The 23,558-nt window shown below is 67.2% G+C and carries 20 protein-coding genes and 1 riboswitch; of the genes, 8 read left to right on the forward strand and 12 right to left on the reverse strand.

The features are described from left to right. Nucleotides 1-90: 90 nt before the first annotated feature. Genes GD627_RS00680 through GD627_RS00690 form a run of 3 tightly spaced genes read right to left on the reverse strand, consistent with a single transcriptional unit; the run spans nucleotide 91 to nucleotide 2,416 of the window. A complete protein-coding gene (locus GD627_RS00680) occupies nucleotides 91-1,065 on the reverse strand; it encodes a DNA topoisomerase IB (RefSeq protein ID WP_152270950.1) in 975 nt (324 codons plus the stop codon). Nucleotides 1,066-1,115: 50 nt separating this feature from the next. Continuing rightward, nucleotides 1,116-2,093 (reverse strand): prephenate dehydratase, encoded by a 978-nt coding sequence (pheA, locus tag GD627_RS00685; RefSeq protein WP_152270951.1) that lies wholly within the window; start codon nucleotides 2,091-2,093, stop codon nucleotides 1,116-1,118. Beyond that, the gene (locus GD627_RS00690; RefSeq protein ID WP_146359595.1) at nucleotides 2,090-2,416 is read right to left on the reverse strand and encodes a rhodanese-like domain-containing protein; all 327 of its coding nucleotides are present in this window, start codon (nucleotides 2,414-2,416) and stop codon (nucleotides 2,090-2,092) included. The genes pheA and GD627_RS00690 overlap by 4 nt, the downstream gene beginning before the upstream one ends. Nucleotides 2,417-2,564: 148 nt before the next feature. Between GD627_RS00690 and GD627_RS00695 the strand changes: the two genes are divergently transcribed. Next, nucleotides 2,565-3,965, forward strand: a complete 1,401-nt coding sequence (locus tag GD627_RS00695) for an amidase (RefSeq protein WP_152270952.1) — start codon at nucleotides 2,565-2,567, stop codon at nucleotides 3,963-3,965. Between the two features lie 6 nt (nucleotides 3,966-3,971). On the opposite strand, the gene GD627_RS00700 is transcribed toward GD627_RS00695, so the two are convergent. Continuing rightward, a complete protein-coding gene (locus GD627_RS00700; protein ID WP_152270953.1) occupies nucleotides 3,972-4,958 on the reverse strand; it encodes an MsnO8 family LLM class oxidoreductase in 987 nt (328 codons plus the stop codon). Between the two features lie 275 nt (nucleotides 4,959-5,233). Here GD627_RS00700 and GD627_RS00705 point away from each other — a divergent pair, with 275 nt between their 5' ends. From GD627_RS00705 to pgm, 3 genes are all read left to right on the forward strand, one after another. After that, the gene (locus GD627_RS00705; RefSeq protein ID WP_152271697.1) at nucleotides 5,234-6,637 is read left to right on the forward strand and encodes a peptide MFS transporter; all 1,404 of its coding nucleotides are present in this window, start codon (nucleotides 5,234-5,236) and stop codon (nucleotides 6,635-6,637) included. 124 nt (nucleotides 6,638-6,761) lie between these two features. Beyond that, nucleotides 6,762-6,886: riboswitch (SAM riboswitch) on the forward strand. 15 nt (nucleotides 6,887-6,901) lie between these two features. Then, nucleotides 6,902-8,107 (forward strand): cobalamin-independent methionine synthase II family protein, encoded by a 1,206-nt coding sequence (locus GD627_RS00710; protein ID WP_146359604.1) that lies wholly within the window; start codon nucleotides 6,902-6,904, stop codon nucleotides 8,105-8,107. Nucleotides 8,108-8,184: 77 nt separating this feature from the next. Continuing rightward, a complete protein-coding gene (gene pgm, locus GD627_RS00715; protein ID WP_194265914.1) occupies nucleotides 8,185-9,816 on the forward strand; it encodes a phosphoglucomutase (alpha-D-glucose-1,6-bisphosphate-dependent) in 1,632 nt (543 codons plus the stop codon). 66 nt (nucleotides 9,817-9,882) lie between these two features. On the opposite strand, the gene GD627_RS00720 is transcribed toward pgm, so the two are convergent. Continuing rightward, nucleotides 9,883-11,289 carry an aldehyde dehydrogenase family protein gene (locus GD627_RS00720; protein ID WP_152270955.1) on the reverse strand — a complete coding sequence of 469 codons (1,407 nt, stop codon included), beginning with the start codon at nucleotides 11,287-11,289 and terminating at the stop codon, nucleotides 9,883-9,885. Further along, complete coding sequence (locus GD627_RS00725) at nucleotides 11,286-12,149, reverse strand: SDR family NAD(P)-dependent oxidoreductase (RefSeq protein ID WP_146359613.1); 864 nt, start codon at nucleotides 12,147-12,149, stop codon at nucleotides 11,286-11,288. The genes GD627_RS00720 and GD627_RS00725 overlap by 4 nt, the downstream gene beginning before the upstream one ends. Nucleotides 12,150-12,282: 133 nt before the next feature. Here GD627_RS00725 and GD627_RS00730 point away from each other — a divergent pair, with 133 nt between their 5' ends. Next, the gene (locus GD627_RS00730; protein WP_152270956.1) at nucleotides 12,283-13,596 is read left to right on the forward strand and encodes a uracil-xanthine permease family protein; all 1,314 of its coding nucleotides are present in this window, start codon (nucleotides 12,283-12,285) and stop codon (nucleotides 13,594-13,596) included. 7 nt (nucleotides 13,597-13,603) lie between these two features. On the opposite strand, the gene GD627_RS00735 is transcribed toward GD627_RS00730, so the two are convergent. Both GD627_RS00735 and GD627_RS00740 read right to left on the reverse strand, forming a co-directional pair. Continuing rightward, nucleotides 13,604-14,713, reverse strand: coding sequence for a glycerate kinase (locus GD627_RS00735; protein ID WP_152270957.1), 1,110 nt, complete (start codon nucleotides 14,711-14,713; stop codon nucleotides 13,604-13,606). Nucleotides 14,714-14,759: 46 nt separating this feature from the next. Next, the gene (locus tag GD627_RS00740; RefSeq protein WP_152270958.1) at nucleotides 14,760-15,569 is read right to left on the reverse strand and encodes a glycerophosphodiester phosphodiesterase family protein; all 810 of its coding nucleotides are present in this window, start codon (nucleotides 15,567-15,569) and stop codon (nucleotides 14,760-14,762) included. 127 nt (nucleotides 15,570-15,696) lie between these two features. Here GD627_RS00740 and GD627_RS00745 point away from each other — a divergent pair, with 127 nt between their 5' ends. The 3 genes from GD627_RS00745 to GD627_RS00755 are packed head-to-tail and all read left to right on the forward strand — an operon-like array spanning nucleotide 15,697 to nucleotide 20,328. Then, complete coding sequence (locus tag GD627_RS00745; RefSeq protein ID WP_152270959.1) at nucleotides 15,697-18,237, forward strand: bifunctional lysylphosphatidylglycerol flippase/synthetase MprF; 2,541 nt, start codon at nucleotides 15,697-15,699, stop codon at nucleotides 18,235-18,237. A gap of 4 nt (nucleotides 18,238-18,241) precedes the next feature. Beyond that, complete coding sequence (locus GD627_RS00750) at nucleotides 18,242-19,552, forward strand: alpha/beta hydrolase-fold protein (protein WP_152270960.1); 1,311 nt, start codon at nucleotides 18,242-18,244, stop codon at nucleotides 19,550-19,552. Next, a complete protein-coding gene (locus GD627_RS00755) occupies nucleotides 19,549-20,328 on the forward strand; it encodes a phosphatase PAP2 family protein (RefSeq protein ID WP_152270961.1) in 780 nt (259 codons plus the stop codon). The genes GD627_RS00750 and GD627_RS00755 overlap by 4 nt, the downstream gene beginning before the upstream one ends. Here GD627_RS00755 and GD627_RS00760 read toward each other — a convergent pair. The 4 genes from GD627_RS00760 to GD627_RS00775 all read right to left on the reverse strand — a co-directional run bounded on the left by GD627_RS00760 (nucleotide 20,249) and on the right by GD627_RS00775 (nucleotide 23,468). Further along, entirely contained in the window at nucleotides 20,249-21,100 is an 852-nt protein-coding gene (locus tag GD627_RS00760) for an HAD family hydrolase (protein ID WP_152270962.1), read from the reverse strand. The two genes, GD627_RS00755 and GD627_RS00760, sit on opposite strands and share 80 nt — an antisense overlap. Before the next feature lie 72 nt (nucleotides 21,101-21,172). Further along, complete coding sequence (locus GD627_RS00765) at nucleotides 21,173-21,703, reverse strand: YbhB/YbcL family Raf kinase inhibitor-like protein (protein WP_152270963.1); 531 nt, start codon at nucleotides 21,701-21,703, stop codon at nucleotides 21,173-21,175. 57 nt (nucleotides 21,704-21,760) lie between these two features. Beyond that, nucleotides 21,761-22,675 carry a carbohydrate kinase family protein gene (locus GD627_RS00770; RefSeq protein WP_152270964.1) on the reverse strand — a complete coding sequence of 305 codons (915 nt, stop codon included), beginning with the start codon at nucleotides 22,673-22,675 and terminating at the stop codon, nucleotides 21,761-21,763. 34 nt (nucleotides 22,676-22,709) lie between these two features. Then, a complete protein-coding gene (locus GD627_RS00775; RefSeq protein ID WP_152270965.1) occupies nucleotides 22,710-23,468 on the reverse strand; it encodes an alpha/beta hydrolase family protein in 759 nt (252 codons plus the stop codon). Nucleotides 23,469-23,558 lie beyond the last annotated feature (90 nt).

Raw genomic sequence — 23,558 nt, forward strand, 5'->3', positions numbered from 1 at the left:
CCTTCCTTCGTTGGGGTGGTTGTCCAGTGCGCCAATACTGCGCGCGCCTTCCATCAGCATACTTATTGCCGCCTCCGGCGGAAACCCCGGCTACTCCTGGAGCATCAGGCGTACGGCCGTCTCCGAGGCTGAAAACCCGGTGACCGGAATGACTTCGCCGTCATAGAAACGGTCCACCACCCGCGGATCAATGTATGACTTCCGGGCAATGGCGGGCGTGTTGCCGAGATGCTCCGCTACGTCCCGCGCCGTGGCGGCTACGGCCATCTGCCGGGCGCGCTTAGTCGCGGCTTCGGACCCCTGCCGGGCCAGCGACATTGCGGCCACGACGGTGGCCTGCCAGGTGCGGAAATCCTTGGCGCTGAAATCCCCTCCGGTGACCTCCTTCAGGAAGGCATTCAGCTGCGCCGCATCGACGCTGTGCCAGGCGCCGTCTGCACCGAGGTAGGCAAGTGCGGTGTCAGCGTCCGGGCGCCGGAGCATCGGCTCGAGGGCACGCGCGAGATCGGCGTCCGTCATCGAGGTATGCCATTCCTGGCCGCTTTTGCCGGGAAAGTCGAAGCGGACCGCAGCACCCTCCAGATGAACGTGCTCAATCCTCAGGGTGGTGGTGCCGTAGGAGCCGTTGGCTTCGGCGTATCTGGCGCCGCCGACCCGCAGCGCGCCGGCGTCGACGATCCGCAGCGCTGCCGCCAGGGCACGTTCCGAGGTGCTGCCTTCCATCCGCAGGTACTTGGTGATCAGGCGGCGTGCCGCAGGCAGGGACTGGGCGAAGGCCAGGGCGCGGTCGAACTTCTCCCGGTCCTTCATTTCCCGCCAGTGCGGATGGTAAATGTACTGCCTGCGCCCGGCACCATCCGTTCCGGTGGCCTGGATATGGCCGTTGGCGTAGGGGCTGATCCAGACGTCCGTCCAGGCCGGCGGGATGGCAAGCGAACGGACCCGGGCCAGCACCGCACGGTCGGCGATGACGTTGCCGCGGAGGTCACGGTAGCTGAAGCCCTTGCCCCAGCGCCGCCGGGAGTACCCGGGATGTTCACAGTTGCTTCGCCGAAGCCGAGCCATGGTCCGCACCTTTCGCCCGCTGCGGACCGGTTCCGCCGCAGCGTATGGCCCTAGTATCCGTTCAGCAGGGATTCAAGCCAAATGTCGGCGGCGCGGAACGCCTCGTCGCTGGTGTGCCGGGAGATTTCGGTTTCCCGGTGGTCCGCCCGCGGGTATGACCCCAGGAACCGCAGATCCGGGCTGATCCGGTGCAGGCCCTTCAGGGTGTCGGCCATCCGGGCATCGGCCACATGGCCGTCGGCGTCGATGCTGAAGAAGTAGTCGCCGAGGAACATCCCCGTGGGGCGGGACTCGATCCGGCTCAGGTTCACCCCCCGCGAGGAGAACTGCTCGAGTATTTCCATCAGCGCGCCCGGGTGGTCCTCCGGCAGGGGAATCACCAGGGTGGTTTTGTCGGAACCGGTGGGTTCGGGCAGCAGCCCCGGCAGGCTGATCATCACGAAGCGGGTGACGGCGTCCCGGACATCGCCGATGTCCTCGGCCAGGACTTCCAGCCCGAGCCGCTGCGCCACCAGCGGGGCGCAGATCGCAGCGTCAAAGGACGGGTCCGCTTCGCTGAGTTCCACGGCCGCCGCCGCCGTGGAGGCCGAAGGAAGATATTCCGCCTCGGGAATATTCACTGCGGCCCAGTCCCGGCACTGCGCCCAGGCGTGCGTATGGGTGGAGACCGTGCGGATATCGGCCAGTGCCACACCCGGGCGCACGGCCAGCACAAAGGTGATGGGCACCAGGACCTCGCGCAGGATCCGCAGCGGAGTTCCGGCGGACAGCGCATCGAGGGTGGCGCTGACGCCGCCTTCCACGGAGTTCTCGATCGGCACCACTGCAGCGGAGGCCCGCCCGGAGCGGACCATTTCCAGCGCGGAGTTCACGCTGGGCGCCGGAAGACGGATGGCGTCCTGCGCGCCCGGAATACTCAGCAGGGCCGCCTCCGTGAATGTGCCCTCCGGGCCGAGGTAGGCATAAACCACGGTTTCCCCCAGCGGGCCGGGGTGGTGCGGGGCCTGGGTGTCGGCGGCGGAGGTCATTTAACGGTCGGTTCCTGCCCGTTGTCGGAAACCATGGGCTTGCCCGCTTCGAGCCAGGCACCCATGCCGCCGTTGACGTTGACGGCGGAGTACCCGTTGGACTCCAGCCACTGCGTGGCGCGGGCGCTGCGGCCACCGGTGCGGCAGATGACGGCGAGGTCCTGGTCCGGGTCGAGCTCATCGAGGGCATCGGGCAGCCGGTCGAGCGGAATGTGGAGGGCGCCGTCGACGTGGCCGGCTTCCCATTCGTAGTCTTCCCGGACGTCGAGGATTTTCGCTCCCTCGGGAATGGTGTCTACGGTTACGCTCTGCATCTCGGTCATGGCTGCCCTCACTGTCATACGGGGTGTCGCCCCGCACCGCAGTCCGGGCACGCCCGGGCCGCCGCAGGGGGCCGTTTTCTCCAGCCTATAGTGGGACGCGGTCCGAGAGAACAAACCCCCGGCACCCGCACGCACCGAAAGGCAGGCAATGCCCGCTCCCCACGAACTGACCGCCGTCGAACTGCGGGATGCCCTGGCCTCCGGCGAACTTGGTGCCGAAGAAGTCACCGTCCATTATCTGGAACGCATCAACGAGCTCAACCCGGCGCTGGGTGCCTTCCTGACACCGACGCCGGAACTCGCCGTGGCTGAAGCAAGGTCCGCGGATGCGCACCGTGCCCGCGGAAAACAGCTGGGCCTGCTGCATGGGATGCCCCTGGCACACAAGGACCTGACCGATGTTGCAGGTGTCCGGACCACCCTGGGCAGTGCCACCCTGGTTCCGTGGACGGCACAGGAGGACGCGCCTCTTCCGGCCGTCCTGCGCCGCGCAGGGGCCATCAGCCTGGGTAAGACCCAGGTGCCGGAATTCGGCCTCAGCAGTTACAGCGAAAACTTTGTAGGGCCGCCCGCCCGGAACCCGCGCGATACGCGCCTCAGCCCGGGCGGCTCGTCCGGCGGCAGCGCAGCCGCAGTCGCGGCCGGGCTGATTCCCTTTGCACCCGGCACCGACGGAGGAGGCTCCGTCCGCATCCCCGCGGCGGCAACCGGCCTGGTGGGCCTGAAACCCAACCGCGGGCGGATTCCCTCCGGCTCCGGCCAGCAGGATCTGGGCCAGTTTGTGGTGGCCGGGCCGCTGGCCCGGAACGCTGCGGACGCCGCTTTGCTGCTGGATGCCATGGTCGATGAACCCCACTACCGCGCCACCGGCGCATCCCCGGCCGGGGGAACGTTCCTGGCAGCCGCCCTGCGCGCCGAGGGGCAGTTCCGAATCGGGGTCAGCACCCGGTCTCCGTTCGAGTCCCGGCTGGACATCCGGCTGGACCCGGAGGCGCTGCAGGCGCTCGACGCCGCCGCCGCCGCCCTCACCGGCGCCGGCCACGAACTGGTGGACACCGACCTGGTTTATGACGAGGGGTATCCGGAAGCCTTCCAGGTGGTCTGGACCGCGTCATTGGCCGCCCTCTCCCTGCCGGAAGGCGGTGCAGAGCGGCTGAGCGACCTGGCGGCCGTCATGCGGCAGCGGGCGCTCCGGCGCACTGCCGCGGAACTGGTCACCGCCGTCGACGTCCTGCGGACCTTCGAAACGGAGACCATCCGGCAGTACAGCGCCTACGACATGATCCTGACACCCACCCTGGGCATGACGCCTCGGCCGGTCGGCTGGTATGGCAGTGACAGCGGCGGGGCGGAAGACCGGGCGGATGAGGATTACGCACGGCAGTGCCTGTACTCCCCCTTCACCTCCATGGTTAATGTCTGCGGGCTTCCCGCCATTACCCTGCCGGTTTGGGATACTGCTGCGGGGCTGCCGATGGGCGTCCAGCTGATCGGCCGCCCCGGTGCGGAAGCGGATCTCCTGGCCGTGGCAGTCCAGCTGGGCTACTGACCGGAGCTAGAAGAGGCCGGCCAGCAGACGGTCCGACTCCCGCTGGCCCTCAATGTCGAAGGCCCCGCCGGTCACCAGCAGCTCGTCCGCCCATGCGGAAGCCGCCAGTTCCTCCAGCCGGGCCTGCACCTGTCCCGGAGTTCCGTAGACAGAGGTCTCGAGGGTGGCACGGACCAGATCCTGCCACCGGGCGGACGAGGAGGTTCGGTTTCCGGCGCCGGACAGGGCAGGGAAAACACCTTTGGTCCGGGAATCGGCCAGGGCCTGGGCCTCGGGGAGCAGCAGTTCCCGTGCGGCAGTCTCGCTGCCGGCCACCGCAACGTTGACTGCCGCCAGCACGTAGGGGCGGGGAAAGCGGTCCGAGGGACGGAATGCCCTCCGGTACCGCTCCAGTGCACCCGTCTGCCCCGCGCTGTTCCGGCGGAACAGTGCGGGGCCGCCCAGGACGACACCGAGCCCCGCCCGTGCAGCTATTTCAACGCCGGTTCCGGTGGCCAGCACAAACACCGGCGTCCGTCCGCGGTCCCGGGGACGGGCAGTGATTGGCCCGCTGCCGTCGAGGTAAGCGAGCAGCTGCGCCAGATGCTCCTCGAACTGCTCCGCGTCCTCCGGGCCTGCGCGCAGCGCGGTCCGCACCGCCGGGGTGAAACCGAGGGAGCGCCCCAGCCCGAGGTCAATCCGGCCGGGATACAGGGCCTGCAGCGTCGCCGCCTGCTCGGCCACGACCAGCGGCTGGTGGTTCGGCAGCATCACGCCGCCGGAGCCGATCCGGATGCTGTTGGTGCGTGCCGCCAATGCCGCCATCAGGACGGCGGGTGCCGAGCCGGCAATTCCGGCCACCGCGTGGTGCTCCGCCACCCAAAACCGCCGGTACCCTGTTTCTTCGGCCGCTTCCGCCCGCTCAAGTACAGCCGAGAGGGCATCGGTTTCCGAAAAGCCTTCACGGATGTGGGCTCGGTCGAGGATGGAGACGGGAACACTGAGGCTGGCCATACCACTGCCAACCGGGCGTCCGGCTAGGGAATTCCGGCCCCTCCGCGCAAATCCTTCCGTCATGCAGGCCCACTCGCATGTAACGAGGGCGGATTCACCCGTTTTGCCTGTGAGCTTCGGCACGCGGCGAACCGCAAGCTTCCTTGTCTCCTGCGGATTCTTTTGGTTGGGGCTGCAAGACCGTGCCCGGCAGGTGGGAATATTAGTGCGTGAGCCATACCCCCAGTACCCCAGGCGTAAGAGAAGCGCGTAAAACCTTCTTCGGCCATCCCCGGATGTTGGCCAACCTCTTCAGTGTTGAGCTGTGGGAGCGATTCTCCTTCTACGGCATGCAGGGCATCCTGCTGTACTACATGTACTACAGCACCACCGACGGCGGCCTCGGCATCGACGAAGCCATTGCCGTCTCCCTGGTCGGCGCCTATGGCGGTGGCGTGTACCTTTCCACCATCGTCGGCGCGTGGCTTGCCGACCGCGTGCTCGGATCGGAGCGGGTGCTCTTCTACTCCGCCGCGATCGTTGTACTCGGCCACATCTCCCTCGCGGTCCTCCCGGGCTCGGTGGGGCTCGCGGCCGGTTTGATCCTGATCGCCCTCGGTTCCGGCGGCGTCAAGGCCAACGCCACGTCGCTGGTGGGCACCCTGTACGAGGAGAAGGACGAACGGCGCGACGCCGGTTTCTCCCTCTTCTACATGGGCATCAACCTCGGCGCCCTGGTCGGCCCCCTGCTGACCGGCCTTCTGCAGGTCCGCCTCGGATTCCACTACGGCTTCGGCCTGGCCGCCATCGGCATGGCCATCGGCCTGGTCCAGTACGGCCTGACCCGCAAGTACCTGCCCGAAACCGCACACCAGGTCACCAACCCCCTGCCGCGGCGCAAGTACGGCGTGATGGGCGGCATTGTTGCTGCAGTCATCGTCATCATAGCCCTGGCCGTTGTGTTCGGCCTGCTCAAGGCGGAGAACCTGGCCGTGGTCATGGCCACGGTGGCCATCGTGGCATCCATCGCGTACTTCGTGATCATTCTGCGCAGCCCGAAGGTCGGCCGGCTTGAACGCCGGCGCGTGTACTCCTTCATGCCGCTGTTTATTGCCAGTGCCGCTTTCTGGGCCCTGTTCCAGCAGCAGTTCACCGTGGTGGCCCTGTACGCCGACACCTCCCTGAACCGGCGCATCTTCGGGTGGGAAATGCCGCCGAGCTGGGTGCAGTCGATCAATCCGATCTTCATCATCATCTTCGCTGCGGTATTTGCCGCGGTCTGGACCAAGCTGGGCAATCGGCAGCCTTCCTCACCGCTGAAGTTCGCGTTGGGCCTGGCCGTCATGGGCCTGGCGTTCCTGGCCTTCATCCCGTTCTCCGGCGGCGGCCCCAACAGCACGCCGCTGCTGGCTATTGTCGGCATCCTGCTCCTGTTCACGTTCGCGGAACTGTTCATTTCCCCGATCGGCCTGTCCGTCGCCACCAAGCTTGCACCGGAAATCTTCCGGACCCAGATGGTGGCGCTGTTCTTCCTGTCGGTTTCCCTGGGCACCACCCTTGCCGGCTGGCTGGCACAGTTCTACGACCCCGAGACCGAGGTCAGCTACTTCCTGTTCAGCGGCGGAACGGCCATTGTTCTGGGCATCGCCCTGGCAGTGGCCACTCCGGCCATCAAGAAGCAGATGGGCGGCGTGCGCTAGCAGCACGGCAATACCAGCGCCTTCCCAAGGACGGCGGTACCGGAAATCCTCCGGCACCGCCGTCCTTTTTGCTTCCGTCACATGCTTGGTCCACGACCCGGGGCGTGGTTAGGATGGGCACCAGCTTCAGGAGACACGGCCGCCAAGCTCCGACTTGGCCGTGCACCAACCCCATGCTTCGCGGGTGGTTCGGATGACGAAGCGGCCTGCACCGCCTTTTCAGGCGTCCGGTGCGGGCAAGAGCACCAGTTCCCAAGGATCGCCATGCGCAAAAGCACCGACCGAATTTTGACCACCCACGCCGGATCCCTTCCCCGGACTCCCGAACTCCTCGCCGCAAATGCGGCCCGTGAAACCTCCCCGGAAGACACGGACGGATACGCGGAGCTGCTGCAGGAAGCCGTCACCGATCTGGTGCGCCGCCAGCAGCAGGCCGGCATCGACATCCCGAACGACGGCGAGTATGGGCACGCGATGTCAGCCGAGGTGGACTACGGGGCCTGGTGGTCCTATTCCTTTGCCCGGCTCAGCGGCCTGAGTGTTGCCGAGACCGGGATCTGGGAGATGGAGCCGCGGCGCTCGGAGCCGGGCAAGGTTGTCCTCACCAGTTTCGGCGACCGCCGCGACCGCCGGCGTTTCTCCGCGGCCTATACCGATCCCTCCTCCGGCATCACCACCGGCAAGCAGAAGGTTTTCCCCAAGGTGACGGGTCCGGTGAACTACACCGGGCACGACGCCGTGGCCGGGGACATCGCCCACCTCAAGACCGGGCTGGCCTCCGCCGGTTTGTCGGAAGGATTCCTGGCGTCGCTGTCCCCCGGATCCTGTTCGCGGATCGCCAACGATTACTACGCCACCGAGGAAGAGTTCATCTACGCCTGCGCGGATGCGATGCGCGAGGAGTACAAGGCGATTGTCGACGCCGGCCTGATTGTGCAGATCGATGACCCCTCCATTGCCGAGAACTGGGACCAGATCAATCCGGAACCGTCTGTGGAGGATTACCTGCGGTTCACCGAAATCCGGGTGGAGGCGCTGAACTACGCCCTGCGCGGCCTGCCTGAGGAGCAGATCCGCTTCCACCTCTGCTGGGGATCCTGGCACGGCCCGCACACCACCGACATCGAGTTCCGCCATCTGGTGGACACCCTGCTGAAGATCAACGCCGGCGGCTACAGCTTCGAAGCCGGCAATGTGCGGCACGAGCACGAATGGCGGGTCTGGGAAGACACCAAACTGCCGGACGGCAAGGTAATCATCCCCGGCGTCGTCTCCCATGCCACCAACGTGGTGGAACATCCTGAGCTCGTCGCGGACCGGATTGAGCGGTTCGCCCGGCTGGTGGGACGGGAAAACGTCATCGCTTCCACGGACTGCGGCCTGGGCGGACGGGTGCATCCGCAGATTGCGGCAGCGAAGCTGGCCACTTTGGGAGAGGGCGCCCGGATAGCCAGCAGCCGTCTCTGGTAGGCCCGCGCGGCCGGGCGGCAGGCTACGTACAGGCCCGTGTCTGCCGCCGGCGCCGTTTGTTTGGCATGCTTAGGGGTATGTCTAATCGTGCCGGCCAGCGTGCCGAACCTTCCGACCTTGTAGATCTCACCGCGCTTTTGGACGCCTATTACGACGTCGTCCCGGATCCGGCCAACGTTGCCCAGCGCGTTGTCTTCGGTACCTCAGGGCACCGCGGATCCTCCCTCAACGGAGCTTTCAACGAGCGGCACATCGCCGCGATCACCCAGGCCATCGTGGAATACCGCACCTCTGCGGGCATCACGGGACCGCTGTTCATGGGCAAGGACACCCATGCCCTGTCCGAACCGGCGCAGAACACTGCGCTGGAGGTCCTGGCCGCCAACGGGGTGAATGTGCTCATTGATGCGCGCAACGGGTTCACCCCCACGCCGGCGGTGAGCCATGCGATCCTGGTGCACAATTCCACCCGCACGGAGCAGGCGGACGGCATTGTGGTCACCCCTTCGCACAATCCGCCGGCGGACGGCGGCTTCAAGTACAACCCGCCCACGGGCGGACCCGCAGGTTCGGACATCACCAACTGGATTGCCGACCGCGCCAACCAGCTGCTGGAAAACGGCCTGGACGGGGTAAAACGCATTCCCGTGGGCGAAGCACGCCTGGCCGATTCGGTGGGCACCTACGACTTCCTCCAGCGCTACGTTGAGGACCTTCCCGCGGTGCTGAACCTGGATGCGATCCGCAGCGCCGGGCTGCACATCGGCGCCGATCCCCTGGGCGGAGCCTCCGTGGATTACTGGGGCGCCATCGCGGAACAGCACCACTTGAACCTCACGGTGGTCAACCCCAATGTGGACCCGCAGTGGGCCTTCATGACGCTGGACTGGGACGAGAAGATCCGCATGGACTGCTCCTCGCCCTATGCCATGGCCTCCTTGATTGCCCGCGCCGACCAGTACGACATTGCCACCGGCAACGACGCCGACTCCGACCGCCACGGCATTGTCACCCCGGACGCGGGACTCATGAACCCGAACCACTACCTGGCCACCGCCATCGACTACCTGTACCGCAACCGGTCCGGATGGAGCGCGGATGCCGTGGTGGGCAAGACCCTCGTCTCCTCCTCCATGATCGACCGGGTCACCGCTGATCTGGGGCGGGTCCTCATGGAGGTCCCGGTGGGCTTCAAGTGGTTCGTGCCGGGCCTGCTCTCCGGTGAGGCCGCGTTCGGCGGCGAGGAATCCGCGGGCGCCTCCTTCCTCCGGCTCGACGGCCGGCCCTGGAGCACCGACAAGGACGGCCTCCTGCTGGCGCTGCTGGCCTCCGAAATGACCGCCGTGACCGGCAAAACGCCGTCCCAGCGGTACCGCGAGCTGACCAGCCGGTTCGGCGATCCGGAATATGCACGCGTGGACGCACCCGCCACCCGGGAGCAGAAGGCAGCGCTGGCCAAGCTCTCGCCGTCGGACGTCACCGCCACCACTCTGGCAGGCGAGGAAATCACCGCCCGCCTGACCGAGGCGCCGGGCAACGGTGCGCCCATCGGCGGGCTGAAGGTGACCACGGAGAACGCCTGGTTTGCCGCCCGCCCGTCGGGTACCGAGGACGTCTATAAGATCTACGCCGAGTCCTTCAAGGGCGAGGAGCACCTGCACCAGGTCCAGGCCGAAGCCAAGGCCATTGTGGACGGCGTCATTTCCTAGGCGCCGCCGATAGACGGAAGGGGTGCACCGGACGGTGCACCCCTTCCGTTTATCCGCAGCAGCAGGTCACAGCAGCCGGCGCAGGACCCGTTTCTTCAGCCCCGTGTAGGGCGGATACGCGAACCGGAGCGTGTCCACCAGGGTGCCCTTGGTGAAGACGGGCCGCAGCTGGCTGAACGTGTCGAACGTGTACTTCCCGTGGTAGGCCCCGGTGCCGCTGGCACCCGCCCCGCCGAACGGCAGGCCCGGCACGGCAAGCTGCACGGTGCTGGCGTTGTGGCTGATGCTGCCGGCCCGCACCCCCTCCTCGAAGGCCTTCCGGTGCGCGGCGGAGTTGCTGTACAGATAGGCGGCCAGCGGTACGGGACGGGAGCCGATGAACTTCATGGCCTCGTCCAGGTCTTCCACTTCGATGATGGGCAGGACAGGTCCGAAGATTTCTTCCTGCATCACGGGCGAATCCGGGGCGACGTCGGTGAGGATGGTCGGCTCCAGATACAGGCTGCCGCGGTCGCTGTGCCCGCCGGAGAGGATGGTTCCGCTCTCCAGCAGACCCACCAGCCGTTCCCAGTGCTGCTCGTTCACGATCCGGCCCAGGTCCTTGCTGCGGGACGGGTCCTTGCCGAACTGCTCCGCGACGGCCCGCACCAGGTGCTTCTTCAGTGCCGGTGCGGCCTCCTTCGTCACCAAAACGTAGTCCGGGGCGACGCAGGTCTGCCCGGCGTTGAGCAGTTTTCCGAAGACCAGGCGGCGGGCAACAACTGCCCAGTTCCCGTCCAGCACCACTGCGGGCGATTTCCCGCCCAGCTCCAGGGTGACCGGAGTGAGGTGTTCCGCGGCGGCCTGCAGGACAATCCGGCCCACGCGTTCCCCGCCGGTGAAGAAAATCGAGTCGAACTGTTCCTTCAAAAGCGCTGTGCTGGTTTCCTGTCCGCCCTGGACCACGGCCACCGCGTCCGCGTCCACATAGCGCGGCAGCAGGTCCGCCAGCGCTGCCGACGTCGCCGGGGCCAGTTCGCTGGGTTTGAGCACGGCCGCGTTGCCGGCGGCCAGGGCACCGACCAGCGGCGCCAGGACCAGCTGCACCGGATAGTTCCAGGGGCCGATGATCAGCACCACGCCCAGCGGCTGCGGTTCGGTCCGGGCCGACGCCGGCAGCAGGCCGGGCGGGACCGGAACGCGGCGGCTGCGGGTCCACTTGTCCAGGTGCTTCAGCGCATGTTCCGCTTCGGCCCGCACCAGCGAAAGTTCGGTGACGTAGCTTTCGAGCGGGTTCTTGCCCAGGTCCGCTGCCAGGGCGTCCGCCAGTTCCTGTTCCCGCTCGTCAAACAACCGGATGAGTCCCTGGAGCTGCTCCCGCCGCCAGGCGACCGGACGGGTACGCCCGGACCCATAGGTTTCCCGCAGCTTCACCAGCAGCGCCGGAATGTCCGCCGGAAAGGTATCCGGGAACGCCGAAACCGTTTTGCTCATGAGCGGGCGCCTTCACCGGCGGCGGAGGTTTCCGGTTTACGCCCCGTGAAATGGTCCATGGACTGGTAGACCTTGAACACGCGTCCGGCCACCACGTCCCAGGCGGGCTGGGGCAGGACGTTGCGCAGGGCACTGCCCAGGGCCACGGTCCACGGCAGCTGGAGGCGCGGCTTCCCTGCCAGCAAGGCCTCCCAGGCCTTGTCCACCACATACTCAGGTTCCATCAGGGGCGTCAGCAGCGGCCCGCGGGCGCCTTCGAACATGCCGGTCTTGATGTAGCTGGGAATGAGGGTGGTTACGGCCACGTGGCCGTTTCCGGATTCATCCAGTTCCAGCCGCATGGAGTCGCTCCAGCCGATCACTGCCCACTTCGAGGCCGTGTAGACGCTCATTTTGGGCACGGAGAGCGTGCCGGACGCCGAGGCGACGTTGAGGATGCGCGCCGGAGTGCGCCGTTCAATCATGCCGGGAAGGAAGGCCCGGGTCACCTGCATGGGGGCCAGGGTATTGACCTGCATCACGGCGTCGATGTCCGCTTCCGGGTCATGTTCCCAGAAGTACTTTCCGCGGACGATCCCGGCATTGTTGATCAGGATGTCGGGAATGCCGACCTCCCGGCCCACCCGCTCGGCGGCAGCGGTGATGTCCGCCAGGGAAGCGACGTCGACCGCGTAGGGGTGGATCGCCGACGACCCCCTTTCCCGCAGCTGCCCTGCGGTTTCCTCCAGGGCCTCGGCATTGAGGTCCCACAGCACCACCGCTGCCGCCCCGCCGCGCACGGCGCGCTCGGCGTACAGCCGCCCCATGCCCATGGCTGCACCGGTGATGAGAACTACACGTCCTGCCGCTGAAATGCTCATGCTGCTCCGTTGTCGGTAGGTGGCCAGGGTTCTTTGCTGTAACCCTGGATACTTCCTATGCAACGTAGCATCCCGGTCATCGGCGGACAGCTAGAATTTTGCTTAAACACCATATTGTCCGGAAGGCACCATAATGAGCAGATTCGGTATGGACTGGACCCTTCACGGAGACGGCAAGACCATCCGGCCGGGCGCCTATGTTGCCCCGGAGGAACGGTTGAGCTGGCCGCGGACCATCAGTATCGGTTCCCAGCATGTGGTGGCCATGTTCGGGGCAACGTTCCTCGTGCCGCTCCTGACCGGGTTCCCCCCGGCCACCACCCTGCTGTTCTCCGGTATCGGAACCATCCTGTTCCTGATCATCACCGCCGGGCGGGTCCCCAGCTACCTGGGTTCAAGCTTTGCGTTCATCGCCCCGATCGGTGCGGCCACCAACCAGCACGGTCCGGGCGGTGCCCTGGGCGGGATCATCATGGCCGGTTTTGCGCTGTTCCTGGTCGGGCTGGCGGCACAACTGGCCGGCACCCGCTGGATCCAGGTCCTGATGCCCCCGGTGGTCACCGGCACCATCGTGGCCCTCATCGGACTCAACCTTGCCGGGTCCGCGAGGGACAACTTTGAACAGGGGCCCCTGACGGCCACCGTCACCGTGGTCGTCATCCTGCTCACCACGGTCCTGTTCAAGGGGTTCCTGGGCCGGCTCTCCATCCTGGTGGGCGTCGTCGCCGGCTACATCGCAGCCATGCTGCAGGGCGAGGTGGATTTCCAGGCCATCGGTGACGCCGCGTGGATCGGGCTGCCGGAGTTCATGTCCCCCACCTTCCATGTTTCCGTGATTGGCCTTTTCGTGCCGGTCGTCCTGGTGCTGGTGGCGGAAAATGTGGGGCATGTGAAGTCCGTGGCCGCGATGACGGGCCGGGACCTGGACCCGTACGCCGGGCGGGCGCTGATGGCCGACGGCCTGGCCACCATGCTGGCCGGCTCCGGCGGCGGGTCGGCCACCACCACGTACGCGGAGAACATCGGCGTGATGGCCGCCTCCCGGGTGTACTCCACGGCGGCATACTGGGTGGCCGGCATCGTGGCCATCCTGCTCAGTCTCTTTCCGAAGTTCGGCGCAATGATCGCCACCGTACCCGGCGGAGTGCTGGGCGGGGCCGGCGTCGTCCTTTACGGGATGATCGGCATCCTGGGCGTACGCATCTGGGTGGACAACCGGGTGAACTTCTCCAACCCGATCAACCTCTCGACCGCAGGCCTGGGACTGATCGTTGCCATTGCGAACTTCACCTGGATCGTGGGCGGGCTGGAGTTCGGCGGCATTGCCCTCGGCACCGGTGCCACGTTGATTGCCTATCACGGCATGCAGGCAATCGCCCGCTGGCGCGGAACCGATCCGGACGAACCGCAGGAGGATGCCGGGTCCGTGCCGGGCCGGCTCGTCTAGCGTCCGCTCACGCCCCTTCCAGGACGCGGCGGGTGGCCCAGGAGACGTACTTTGCGGCCTGGTCCATGGCGTCCTGCGGCCGGGGTGCCACATCCAGCAGGCTGACAGCCGCAACGATTCCGTATTCCTCCAGCTGATCCGGGGTCAGGGTGATCCGGCCGGCCACGGCAACCACGGGGATTCCGGCGTCCCGTGCCCGGACCGCCACCTCCAGGGGGGCCTTGCCGTAGCGGGACTGCTCGTCCAGGGAACCTTCCCCGGTGAGCACCAGGTCGCAGCGGGTGAGGGCCGTGTCCAGGCCGGTGAACGCACTGAGCAGTTCAAACCCGGGGTTCACCGAGGCCTGGGTAAGGGCCAGGAACCCGGAAGGGAAGCCGCCGGCTGCGCCGGCGCCGGGAATGTCGACGTCGACGCCGGTAGCGGATTCCAGCAGCCGGGCCCAGTTGCGCATTGCCTCTTCCAGGACGGCCTGCGCCGCGGCGTCGGCGCCTTTCTGGCTGCTGAACACGGACACGGTGCCTTCCGGCCCCAGCAGCGGGTTGGTGACGTCCGCGGCTATCCGCAGATCCGCCCCGGCCAGCCTCGGGTCCAGCCCTGCAGCGTCCAGGGACGCCGCCCGCAGCAGGCCGGCGCCGCCGGGAGGCACGGGCGTCCCGGCGTCGTCGAGGATTTTCAGGCCCAGCGCAGTCAGGGCGCCGGAACCGCCGTCCGTCATTGCCGAGCCGCCGATTCCCAGGATGATGGTGCGCGCACCATTGTCCAGTGCCGCCCTGATGAGCTCCCCGCAGCCGTAGCTGGTGGCGGACAACGCCGTCTCGGGGGTGGGCTCCAGCAGGGCCAGTCCGCTGGCCCGCGCGGTTTCGATCAGGGCCGAATCTCCGGTGAGCGCCCAGACGGCCGTCACTTCGCGGCCGAGCGGTCCGCGGACCCTGGTGCTCCGCGGCTCGGCCCCGGCCAGCAGGGCGGCGTCGAGGGTGCCTTCGCCTCCGTCCGCCACCGGAACCGCAGTGACTTCGGCGTCGGGATAGACGGCCAGCACGCCTTCGCCCATCGCTGCGGCAGCCTCCGCCGCGCTGAGGGATCCCTTGAATTTGTCCGGAGCAATAACTACACGCATGAGCCCATCCTGCCAGCCGGCACCCACATGGCGGCGCAAGTAGTTCCTACCGCCATTGACCGCGTTCCGTGAGCACCTCTACGAGGAGGTCCGAACGGTCGGTGACAATGCCGTCCACGCCCAGGTCCAGCAGCCGGTGCATGGTGGGCCGGTCATTGATGGTCCAGACATGCACCTGGATTCCGGCCCGGTGGCAGCTGCGGACAAAACCGGGTGTCACCACGGACACGGGGCCAAAGGACAACGGAACCTGAACGCACTGGAACCGGCCCGCCCGGGCGAGGATGCCGGCCGCCCCCAGCGGGGCCAGCACGCGCAGCAGGGCGGTGAGCGCACTTCCCGCGGAGCTTGCGGCCGGGCGGCCCAGCAGGCGCAGCGTGCGAAGCCGGCGGACGTCCGAAAAGGAAGCCACGAGGACCCGGTCATGTGCAGCATGCTTTTCGATCAGGGCGGCCAGCAGCCGGGCTCCGGCGGCATCCTTGACGTCCACGTTCAGCCGCATTCGGGGCCATTCGGTCAGGAGTTCCTCGAAGGTGGGGATCCGTTCCGTTCCGCCTATCAGTACCTCGTTGAGTTCCTTGCGGGTCAGCTGGCTGATCCTGCCCGTCACGCCGCCGGAAAGCCGGTCAACAGTTTCATCGTGGAAAGCCATCAGGATGCCGTCCCGGCTGGTGCGCACATCGGTTTCCAGATAGCTGATTCCCAGCTCGGCGGCGTTTCGGAAGGCCGGCAGGGTGTTTTCGAGGCCGTCCGGGGAGAAACCCCGGTGTGCCAGGGCGATGGGTGCCGGCGGACGGACGGCGACGGTCTGGGGCCCGTCGCCCGGTGCACGGAAATACGGATAGGTAGCTAACACATTCGAACCCTACCAAGTGCCGGACCGGACGAAGGCAGTCCCCCTGCGCATCCACGCGCATACACTGGCAGGACCGCGACCGGCACGGTTTTACCCTCAGCCGGCTTAGCCCGTGGAGGTCAGTACCGTGTCTGACACGTTTGCCAGCCGTCCCCGCTTCGCGGCTGTTGATTGGAGGCGCCGGCTGAAGCGGCTGCGGGGCAGCGCCCGTGCAGCTCCCGCTACGCTCTCCTTCCTGGCGCTGTTCTGGATTCTGGGAGTGGTGACGTCATCGCTCGGAACCGGGCCGGAAGGGGCGTTGGAGGACTGGGTTACCGTGTCCGTGGGCACCGCCGCCTCGAATCCAGCTGCCCTGGTTCTGTGTTGCTTCTGGGCGGGCGGTCCGGGGGGATATCTGGGTGGAACCCTCCTGGCGCTGGTGGCCGGCGTTCCCTCCGAACGCCGGCTCGGGACCGGGCGCTTCCTGCTGGTCGGGTTGGGTGGACAGATTGTGGGCCTGGTGCTGGCCACGGGTTTTGCCCGTCTCACAAGCGCCTCCATTGGTGACTGGTCCCGGGCGCTTGTCTCCGAATCCTTTGTGGGCCCCCTCGCGTTCCTGGCGGCAGCGGTGGCCGCTGCGAGCGCGCAGGTGGGGACTCTGTGGCGCCGCCGGCTCCGGGTTACTTTGTTTGTCCTGCTGGTTCTGCTGGCCCTTTACGGTGGGAACTTCTCCAGCCTGACGGTCCTGGGCGCGGCTGCCGCCGGTGCGCTGTCCGGGCCTTATCTTGCCGGCCGCCGCCCCTCCCTCCCGCGCCGGCTGGTCACCAGCCGGCATGAGGCCCGGGTGCTGGTGGCACTGATAGTCCTGGCTTCCGCCGCCGGGCCCGTCATCAGTGCGCTGAGCAGCCATGCCGTTGGCCCGCTTTCGGTGCTGCGTTATCTCGTTACGGATGTGGAAGTGAGGACGCCGGCTGAGCTGGCACAGTTGTGTGCGGAGGAAAGCCATGCCCGGTGTGTCGCTGCGGGCATCCAGCTGCGCGCCGGTCCGGCAGCGTTTTTCCTGGCCACCCTGCCTCTGGTGCTGCTGGCGGTGTTTTCCGAGGGCCTGCGGAGGGGCCGCCGGTTCGCATGGCTGGCCGCGTTGGTGCTTCAGGGAGCCATGACGGTGCTGGCGGCGGTACGGGTTGTCCGGCTGCTGTCCGGAGACGATCCCCCTGCCCTGGCCCCGGGAACCGGCCGCTACATAGCCTTCCTGCTTCCCATGGCGGTTCCGCTGGCGGTGCTGCTGCTGCTTGCCTTTACGCGGCGGTTCTTTCCCGTGTCCGCGCCGGCGGGCACCTACCGGCGGCTTGCGGGTGCCGTCACGCTGGCCGCCGTTGTGCTGGCAGCGGTTTACCTCGGGGCGGGCCTGCTGAACCGCAACGGTTTCTCCCCCGCGGCAACGTCCGGCCTGCTGGCTGCGGATCTGCCCGGACGTTTCCTTCCCGTCCTGGAAGTCAGTTACACGGCCCCCGGGCTGGTGCCGGAGAACCTCCCCGCCGTGCTGCTGTATGAGGGCGTGGGGGTGGTTTTCTGGATCTTTGTCTGTGTGCTGCTGCTGCGTTCCTTCCTGGTTCCGCCGTACGGCCCGGGGACCGCGGATGCGGACCGCGCTGCAATGCTGCTTCGAACCCAGGGCGGCAGCACCATGGCGTGGATGACACTGTGGCAGGGCAACAACTACTGGTTCTCCCCCAGCGGCAATTCCTACGTGGCCTACCGGATGGATCTGGGTGTGGCGCTGACTGTCGGCGAACCGGTGGGTCCCCGGGAGGAGCTGGACCGGACGGTGGAGGGCTTTGCCGCATTCTGCACCGCCAACGGCATGACCCCGTGTTTCTACTCGGTGGGCCAGGAGGTGCGCGAATCCAGCGAACGGCTCGGTTTCTCCTCGCTCCAGGTGGCGGAGGAGACCATGCTGTCGCTGGATTCCCTGGCTTTCAAGGGCAAGAAATTCCAGGATGTGCGCACCGCGTTGAACCAGGCCCGCAAACACGGCATCACCGCGCAGTGGATCAGGTATCCCTCCGCTCCGCTGGCCGTCAAAGACCAGCTCTATGCCATTTCGGAGGAGTGGGTGGCGGATAAGGACATGCCGGAAATGGGTTTCACGCTGGGCGGTCTGGAGGAACTGGATGATCCGGAGGTGCGCTGCCTGCTGGCCCTCGACAAAGACGGGACTGTGCATGCCGTCACGTCCTGGCTTCCGGTGTACCGGGACGGAGCGGTGGCCGGCTGGACCCTGGACTTCATGCGCCGCCGCAGCAGCGGATTCCGGCTGGGAATGGATTTCCTTATCGCGTCCGCGGCGCTGTCGCTGAGGGATGAGGGCTACAGCTTCCTCAGCCTTTCCGGAGCGCCGCTTGCGCGGGCCCAGGGAACCTCCGGCCACTCCGGCCCCCGGGAAGAAACCGCCATGGACCGGTTCCTGGACCGTCTCGGTGCAACTCTGGAACCCGTGTATGGCTTCCGCTCCCTGCTGGCGTATAAGGCCAAGTTTGCTCCGGAGTATGTTCCGTTGTTCATGACCTACCTGGACCCGGCGTCCCTGCCGGGAATTGCCAACGCGTTGGCCCGGGCCTACGTCCCGGATCTGTCCCTGGGCCAGGGCCTCCTGTTGGCCCGGCGGCTTGTGGACCGTCAGGTCTGAGGACATGACGGACCTGATGTCCCTGTCGCTGATTGACGGGCTCCTGCCCGTTGCCATCCTGACGCTGGGTGCGGCTGCCCTGATCCTGCTCGGGATCGCGGGGAGGAAGCTGGGCGTGCGCCGGGTCCTGATCTTCGTCCTGGTCGCCGCCGGCAGCACGGGGCTGCTGTTTCTACTGGCCGAGGTTATATTCCTCTGGTGGAATTCTTCTTTTCCCCGGCTCCTTTACCTTTACTGGGCGTTGGGGATCCTGGGTATCCAGCTGGCTTTCGCACTGGCGGTAAGGCGGCGGACTCCCCTGGCCGGCCGGGTGGCCGGCATTGCGGCAGCATTGATCGTGCTGCTGGCCGTAGCCTGCACCGTGAACCTCGCCTATGCCCAGTACCCCACGGTCCGGTCCCTCGTGAATCCGCCGTCCGCCACCGATGATCCGCTGCCCCGGCCCGCCGCCGTGGATGCCACACTGCCCGCGGCCTCGGAAAGAACCTGGGTTCCGCCCTCGGATATGCCGGGGGAGGGAAGGGTGTACCGTGCGGAAATTCCGGCGGCCGCCTCCAAGTACAAGTCCGCCACCGCCCTGATCTATCTTCCGCCGGCCTATCTGGCTGACCCCGGAGCGGTAAACCTGCCGGTGCTGGTGCTGATCCACGGGCAGCCGGGGTCACCCAATGACTGGCTGATCAGTGGGCGGATAGCCGAAATGATGGACGACTTTGCCTCACGCCACGCCGGCCTGGCACCGGTGGTGGTGATGCCGGACGCCAGCAATGACTCCAATCCGAACTGGCCGTTGTGTATGGACACTTCCGTCAGCGCCTCCGCCACCTATCTGGCCCGGGACCTTCCCGCCTGGATACAGCAGCAGCTGGGTGTCGGAACGGCCGGACCGCAGCAGTGGGCGGTGGCAGGCTATTCCTACGGCGGTACCTGCGCAGTGCAGCTGGCCGCCAATTTCCCCGACGCCTACCCCACCTTTGTAGACATTTCCGGGGAAAATGAACCTACCGATTCCGAGGGGCACCAGGCCCTGCTGGACACGTATTTCGGCGGGGACGGAAAAGCCTTCGCGGAACAGAATGCCGTGGACCGGTTCGGCCGGATGCCCTTTCCCGGCCTGGCCGGAAAAATCGTCGTCGGCCGTGAGGACACGGTGTACGGTCCGGAAGGGCGGCAGGTATATGAGGCAGCCCGGGCCGCCGGCGTCGACGTGCAGCTCCAGGAACTCCCCGGCGGGCACTCCTGGCTGGTCTGGCGGGCCGGGCTGGAAAACAACCTGGATTGGCTGGGCGCACGCCTTGGCATACTGGACCCATGACGCCCGATCGCCCGCAGCACCCCGCCCCAGTGGAAAACCGGCTCATGCGGCTGCTGCACGCCGTCAGCCAAGCAGCCTCTCCCCGTGCGGCCCTGCTGCTGATCCTGGCCGTCGGCCTTCTTCCGGCCCTGGCCCTGACACTGGTGTCCGCAGAGGTCTACGAGTCCGTCACCGACGCGGACGGCGTTGCCGGACTGGACCGGCCGGCATTGGACTATGCCCTGACCCTTCGCACTCCGGGCGCAGATGCGGCCGTGACAGGATTTACCAACCTGGCCGGCACCATCGGCATGCCGGTCATCGCGGGGGTGATTGTCCTGGTGATGTGTCTGCGCTGGCGTTCCTGGACACCGCTGATCCTCACGGCCGCCGCAGCCGCGGGGTCACTGCTGATGACCGTTTCCGGAAAGGCCCTGATTGGACGGACCCGCCCGGACCTGGCCGATGCCGTCCCGCCGTATGAGTCCTCCGCGTCATTTCCGAGCGGACACACCCTCAATTCGCTCGTGATCGCCGGGATCATCGCCTACCTGGTCATCCTGCACGTGCAGACCCGCCGCGCGAAGGGCGCTGCGGTGCTGGTGGCTGCCGCCTTCACCCTGGCCGTGGGCCTAAGCCGGGTCTACCTGGGCCACCACTGGCTCACCGATGTGCTGGTTGCGTGGACCCTGGGGGCGGCCTGGCTGGCAGTGGTGATTACCGCGCACCAGCTTCTGCGACGGCTGCCCGGCCGCCAAGAAGCCGCTCCAGGATCACCGCCACGCCGTCGTCATTGAAACCGGGTGCCGTGAACTCCGCCGCCGCCCGCGCCGCCGGATGCCCGGAGGCCATCGCGTAGCCCTGGCCGGCCCAGCCCAGCATCTGGACGTCATTGGGCATGTCCCCGAAAGCCACCGTTTCTGCGGCGGCAATGCCCTTCCGCGCGGCATAGTCAGCGAGCGTGACCGCCTTGTTCAGCCCGGGCAGCGACATTTCCAGCAACGGCATGCTCGGGGCCGAATGGGTGGTGGCGACCAGTTCCGCGACTTCCGGTGCCACCCGGCGGAGGAAATCGTCCGGCGAAATACCGGAGGCACGGGCCAGGAACTTAGCCACTCCGGGCTGTCCGGCGAGGGATTCCTGCAGGGGTTGCGGGATGATCCCGCCGAGGATCTCCGCGGACCCGGTGTCGGCAAAGCCGGCTTCCAGATGGATACCGTCCACGGTTTCAGCGGCGAAGGTCACCGCCGGAAAGAGTCCGCGGATCACTTCGGCGGCAGCAAACATCTGGTCCAGCGGCAGCAGGTTGCTGGCCAGGACCTCGTCTGCGGCAAGGTCATAGGTGATGGCCCCGTTGGAGCAGATCACGGTGCCCTCATGGCCTATCCGTTCGCGCAGCGGGTCCAGCCAGCGGGGCGGGCGCCCGGTCACGAAGACGACGTCGATTCCTGCCGCCCGGCAGGCCTGGAATGCCCGCACCGTGCGGTCACTGATGCTGTTGCCGGCACCAACTATGGTGCCGTCCATGTCACTTGCTACCAGCCTTACCGGGCTACGCTGCTCCTGCATGCTTTCCAGCTTACTTCCGGCGGCAGCGGCAGCCGGACCGGGTCCCGGTCCGGCTGCTCCCGCGCCGGAAACCTACTCAATCTCGGCAGTGCCGATCATCACGGCGCGGGCCAGGGTGTGGGTGAACAGCGCGAAGCCCAGGGCTGCCGGAGTGGCATCGGCCGGGACGTCCAGTTCCTCGGTGTCCACCGCGTGCACCACCACGAAGTAGCGGTGCCGCCCGTGCCCCGCGGGCGGCGCCGCACCGATAAACCCGGTAAACCCGGCATCATTGGCCAGCTGCAGCGTGCCTTCGGGCATCCGCCCGGTGTTGGCGGCATCCGCGGCGAGGCCGGTGACCGAGGCCGGAATGTTGAAGGCCGCCCAGTGCCAGAAGCCGCTCGCAGTGGGGGCATCCGGATCGTACATGGTTACGGCGAAGCTGCGGGTCTGCTCCGGGAATCCGGACCAGGAAAGCTGGGGCGAGGCGTCGCCTCCGCCCGGCACGCCCATCTTGGCGCTGTACTGGGCCGGAGCGAATGTGCCTCCGTCCACGAACTCCTCGCTGCTGACGGCAAAATCGGGCACCTGCGGCAGCGCCTGATACGGGTCGTAGCTCTCCACTGCATTTCCTTTCGGGAACGGATAGTTGGCATTGGACCGCCGGGGACAGCGGCAGGACTAGGGGACTTCGCGCCGGTAGGGCGGATTTGCGCCTGCGCGGGACACGGTGACGGCGGCAGCACGGGCAGCGAAGGAGAGGATGGCCTCAAGCTCCGCCACGCCGATCCGGGCCAGCTCGCTCCGGCGGGCACCGCCGTCGAGTTCCCGGTCCATCAGTCCCACCAGCAGGGCGGACATAAAGGAGTCCCCTGCGCCCACGGTGTCCACCACGCTGACGGTGGGAGCGGCCACTTCACATTCACCTGCTGCGGCCACGGCCCACGGGCCCTTGGAACCGCGGGTGACAACCACCAGCGAGGGTCCCGCGGCGAGCCAGCGCCGGGCTGAGTCCTCAACCGGGTCATCCGGGTAGAGCCACAGCAGGTCTTCATCGGAGGCTTTGACGACGTCGGCCAGGGCCACGAATTTTTCGGCCTGCTCCCGGGCATAGGCGACATCCGTGATGATAGTGGGCCGGCAGTTCGGGTCATAGGTAATGGTGCAGCCGGGACGTGCCTGTTCCACGGCGCGGAGCACATGGCCGGCGCCGGGCGGAAGCATGGCGGCAATGGAGCCGGTATGGAGCATGGTGCTGCCGTCCAGCAGGGCCGGAAGGTCCGCGGCAAGTTTCGGGAGCTGCCACTCCAGGTCAAAGGTGTATCTCGCACCGCCGGCAGGATCCAGGACGGCCGTGGCCACGCTGGTGGGCAGCTCATCGGCTTCAAAGGCGGTCAGCACGGAGTTGGTTCGGAGGTGCTCGGCGATCATCGCGCCGTAGGTGTCTGAACCGAAGCGGCCCACAAACTGCACCGGCCGCCCCAGCCGGGCCACGCCCACGGCAACGTTCAGCGGGCTGCCGCCGGGATGTGAACGCCGCGGGGCCGTGTCGCTGACCACTTCATCAACAAGGGCTTCGCCAATAACTGTAAGCACACTGCCAACCTAACAGAGCAGTCTCCCGGTTTCCTTAAACTGCGGGTATTCCGGCGGCCTCGCAGACCACCTCGACAACGCGGTCCCAGGCCCGGGTGCCGGGCGTGATCATGGCGAAGTGGTCGCCGGGGATCAGGCGCAGCCGTGCCTGTGTTCCGCTGGCCCGGGCGGCCTCCACCCAGCTGCTGGAGGAGCTCAGCGGCACCGTCGTGTCGTCCTCCCCGTGCAGCGCCCACACCGGAACCGGCAGCGGGAGGGCATGCATGGGATCGGCGTCCCGGTAACGCTGGGGATCCTGCTCCGGGGAACAACCGAGAAAGTTCTCCACCGCCCCGTTACTCAGCCCCAGTTCGTAGGCCTCGGCCAGGTTCAGCACTCCGGACTCACTCACGACGCCGGCAGGAACTACGCGTGCGTTGGTCCGCGCCGCCGCGAGCACAGCCAGGTGACCACCGGCAGAGTGGCCCAGGAAGACCACCCGGGAGGGGTCGACGTCGTGCTCCCGCGCCGCCTGCGCAAACGCGTCAATCCCGGCACTGACGTCCTCGAACGTCCCGGGCCAGCCGCCGCCGCTGCCGGCCCGCCGGTACTCCAGGTTCCAGGCGGCAAAACCCCGCGCGGCAAGATCAACGGCCAGCGGCCGGCCCAGGTCCGCCGTGTAGGCCGGGCGCCAGTATCCGCCGTGGATGATGACCACCGCGGCACGGGGTCCGGAAGAATCCGCGGGGAGGGTGAGTTCGGCGTACTGATCCGGGCCCGGCCCGTAAGAAAAGCGCAGGGGCGCAGCTGGCATGACAATCCTTCGGCTCGCGGGGCTTAATCTGATAGGGAGCTTATCGGCACGTTGCACCGACGCCGTGCCCTGAGCTGCCGGCGGGGAAAG

Source organism: Arthrobacter yangruifuii (assembly GCF_009192775.1).
In the GTDB taxonomy this organism is placed as follows: Bacteria; Actinomycetota; Actinomycetes; order Actinomycetales; family Micrococcaceae; genus Arthrobacter_B; species Arthrobacter_B yangruifuii.

What these genes read in the sequence shown, in the direction of transcription:
- GD627_RS00760 (WP_152270962.1), bottom strand. Translation starts at nt 21,100, where the DNA reads ATGCAGGAGCAGCGTAGCCCGGTAAGGCTGGTAGCAAGTGACATGGAC.
- GD627_RS00690 (WP_146359595.1), bottom strand. Translation starts at nt 2,416, where the DNA reads ATGACCGAGATGCAGAGCGTAACCGTAGACACCATTCCCGAGGGAGCG.
- GD627_RS00730 (WP_152270956.1), top strand. Translation starts at nt 12,283, where the DNA reads ATGAGCAGATTCGGTATGGACTGGACCCTTCACGGAGACGGCAAGACC.
- GD627_RS00755 (WP_152270961.1), top strand. Translation starts at nt 19,549, where the DNA reads ATGACGCCCGATCGCCCGCAGCACCCCGCCCCAGTGGAAAACCGGCTC.
- GD627_RS00710 (WP_146359604.1), top strand. Translation starts at nt 6,902, where the DNA reads ATGCGCAAAAGCACCGACCGAATTTTGACCACCCACGCCGGATCCCTT.
- GD627_RS00700 (WP_152270953.1), bottom strand. Translation starts at nt 4,958, where the DNA reads ATGGCCAGCCTCAGTGTTCCCGTCTCCATCCTCGACCGAGCCCACATC.
- GD627_RS00725 (WP_146359613.1), bottom strand. Translation starts at nt 12,149, where the DNA reads ATGAGCATTTCAGCGGCAGGACGTGTAGTTCTCATCACCGGTGCAGCC.
- GD627_RS00775 (WP_152270965.1), bottom strand. Translation starts at nt 23,468, where the DNA reads ATGCCAGCTGCGCCCCTGCGCTTTTCTTACGGGCCGGGCCCGGATCAG.
- GD627_RS00720 (WP_152270955.1), bottom strand. Translation starts at nt 11,289, where the DNA reads ATGAGCAAAACGGTTTCGGCGTTCCCGGATACCTTTCCGGCGGACATT.
- GD627_RS00750 (WP_152270960.1), top strand. Translation starts at nt 18,242, where the DNA reads ATGACGGACCTGATGTCCCTGTCGCTGATTGACGGGCTCCTGCCCGTT.
- GD627_RS00735 (WP_152270957.1), bottom strand. Translation starts at nt 14,713, where the DNA reads ATGCGTGTAGTTATTGCTCCGGACAAATTCAAGGGATCCCTCAGCGCG.
- pheA (WP_152270951.1), bottom strand. Translation starts at nt 2,093, where the DNA reads ATGACCTCCGCCGCCGACACCCAGGCCCCGCACCACCCCGGCCCGCTG.
- GD627_RS00705 (WP_152271697.1), top strand. Translation starts at nt 5,234, where the DNA reads ATGTTGGCCAACCTCTTCAGTGTTGAGCTGTGGGAGCGATTCTCCTTC.
- GD627_RS00695 (WP_152270952.1), top strand. Translation starts at nt 2,565, where the DNA reads ATGCCCGCTCCCCACGAACTGACCGCCGTCGAACTGCGGGATGCCCTG.
- pgm (WP_194265914.1), top strand. Translation starts at nt 8,185, where the DNA reads ATGTCTAATCGTGCCGGCCAGCGTGCCGAACCTTCCGACCTTGTAGAT.
- GD627_RS00680 (WP_152270950.1), bottom strand. Translation starts at nt 1,065, where the DNA reads ATGGCTCGGCTTCGGCGAAGCAACTGTGAACATCCCGGGTACTCCCGG.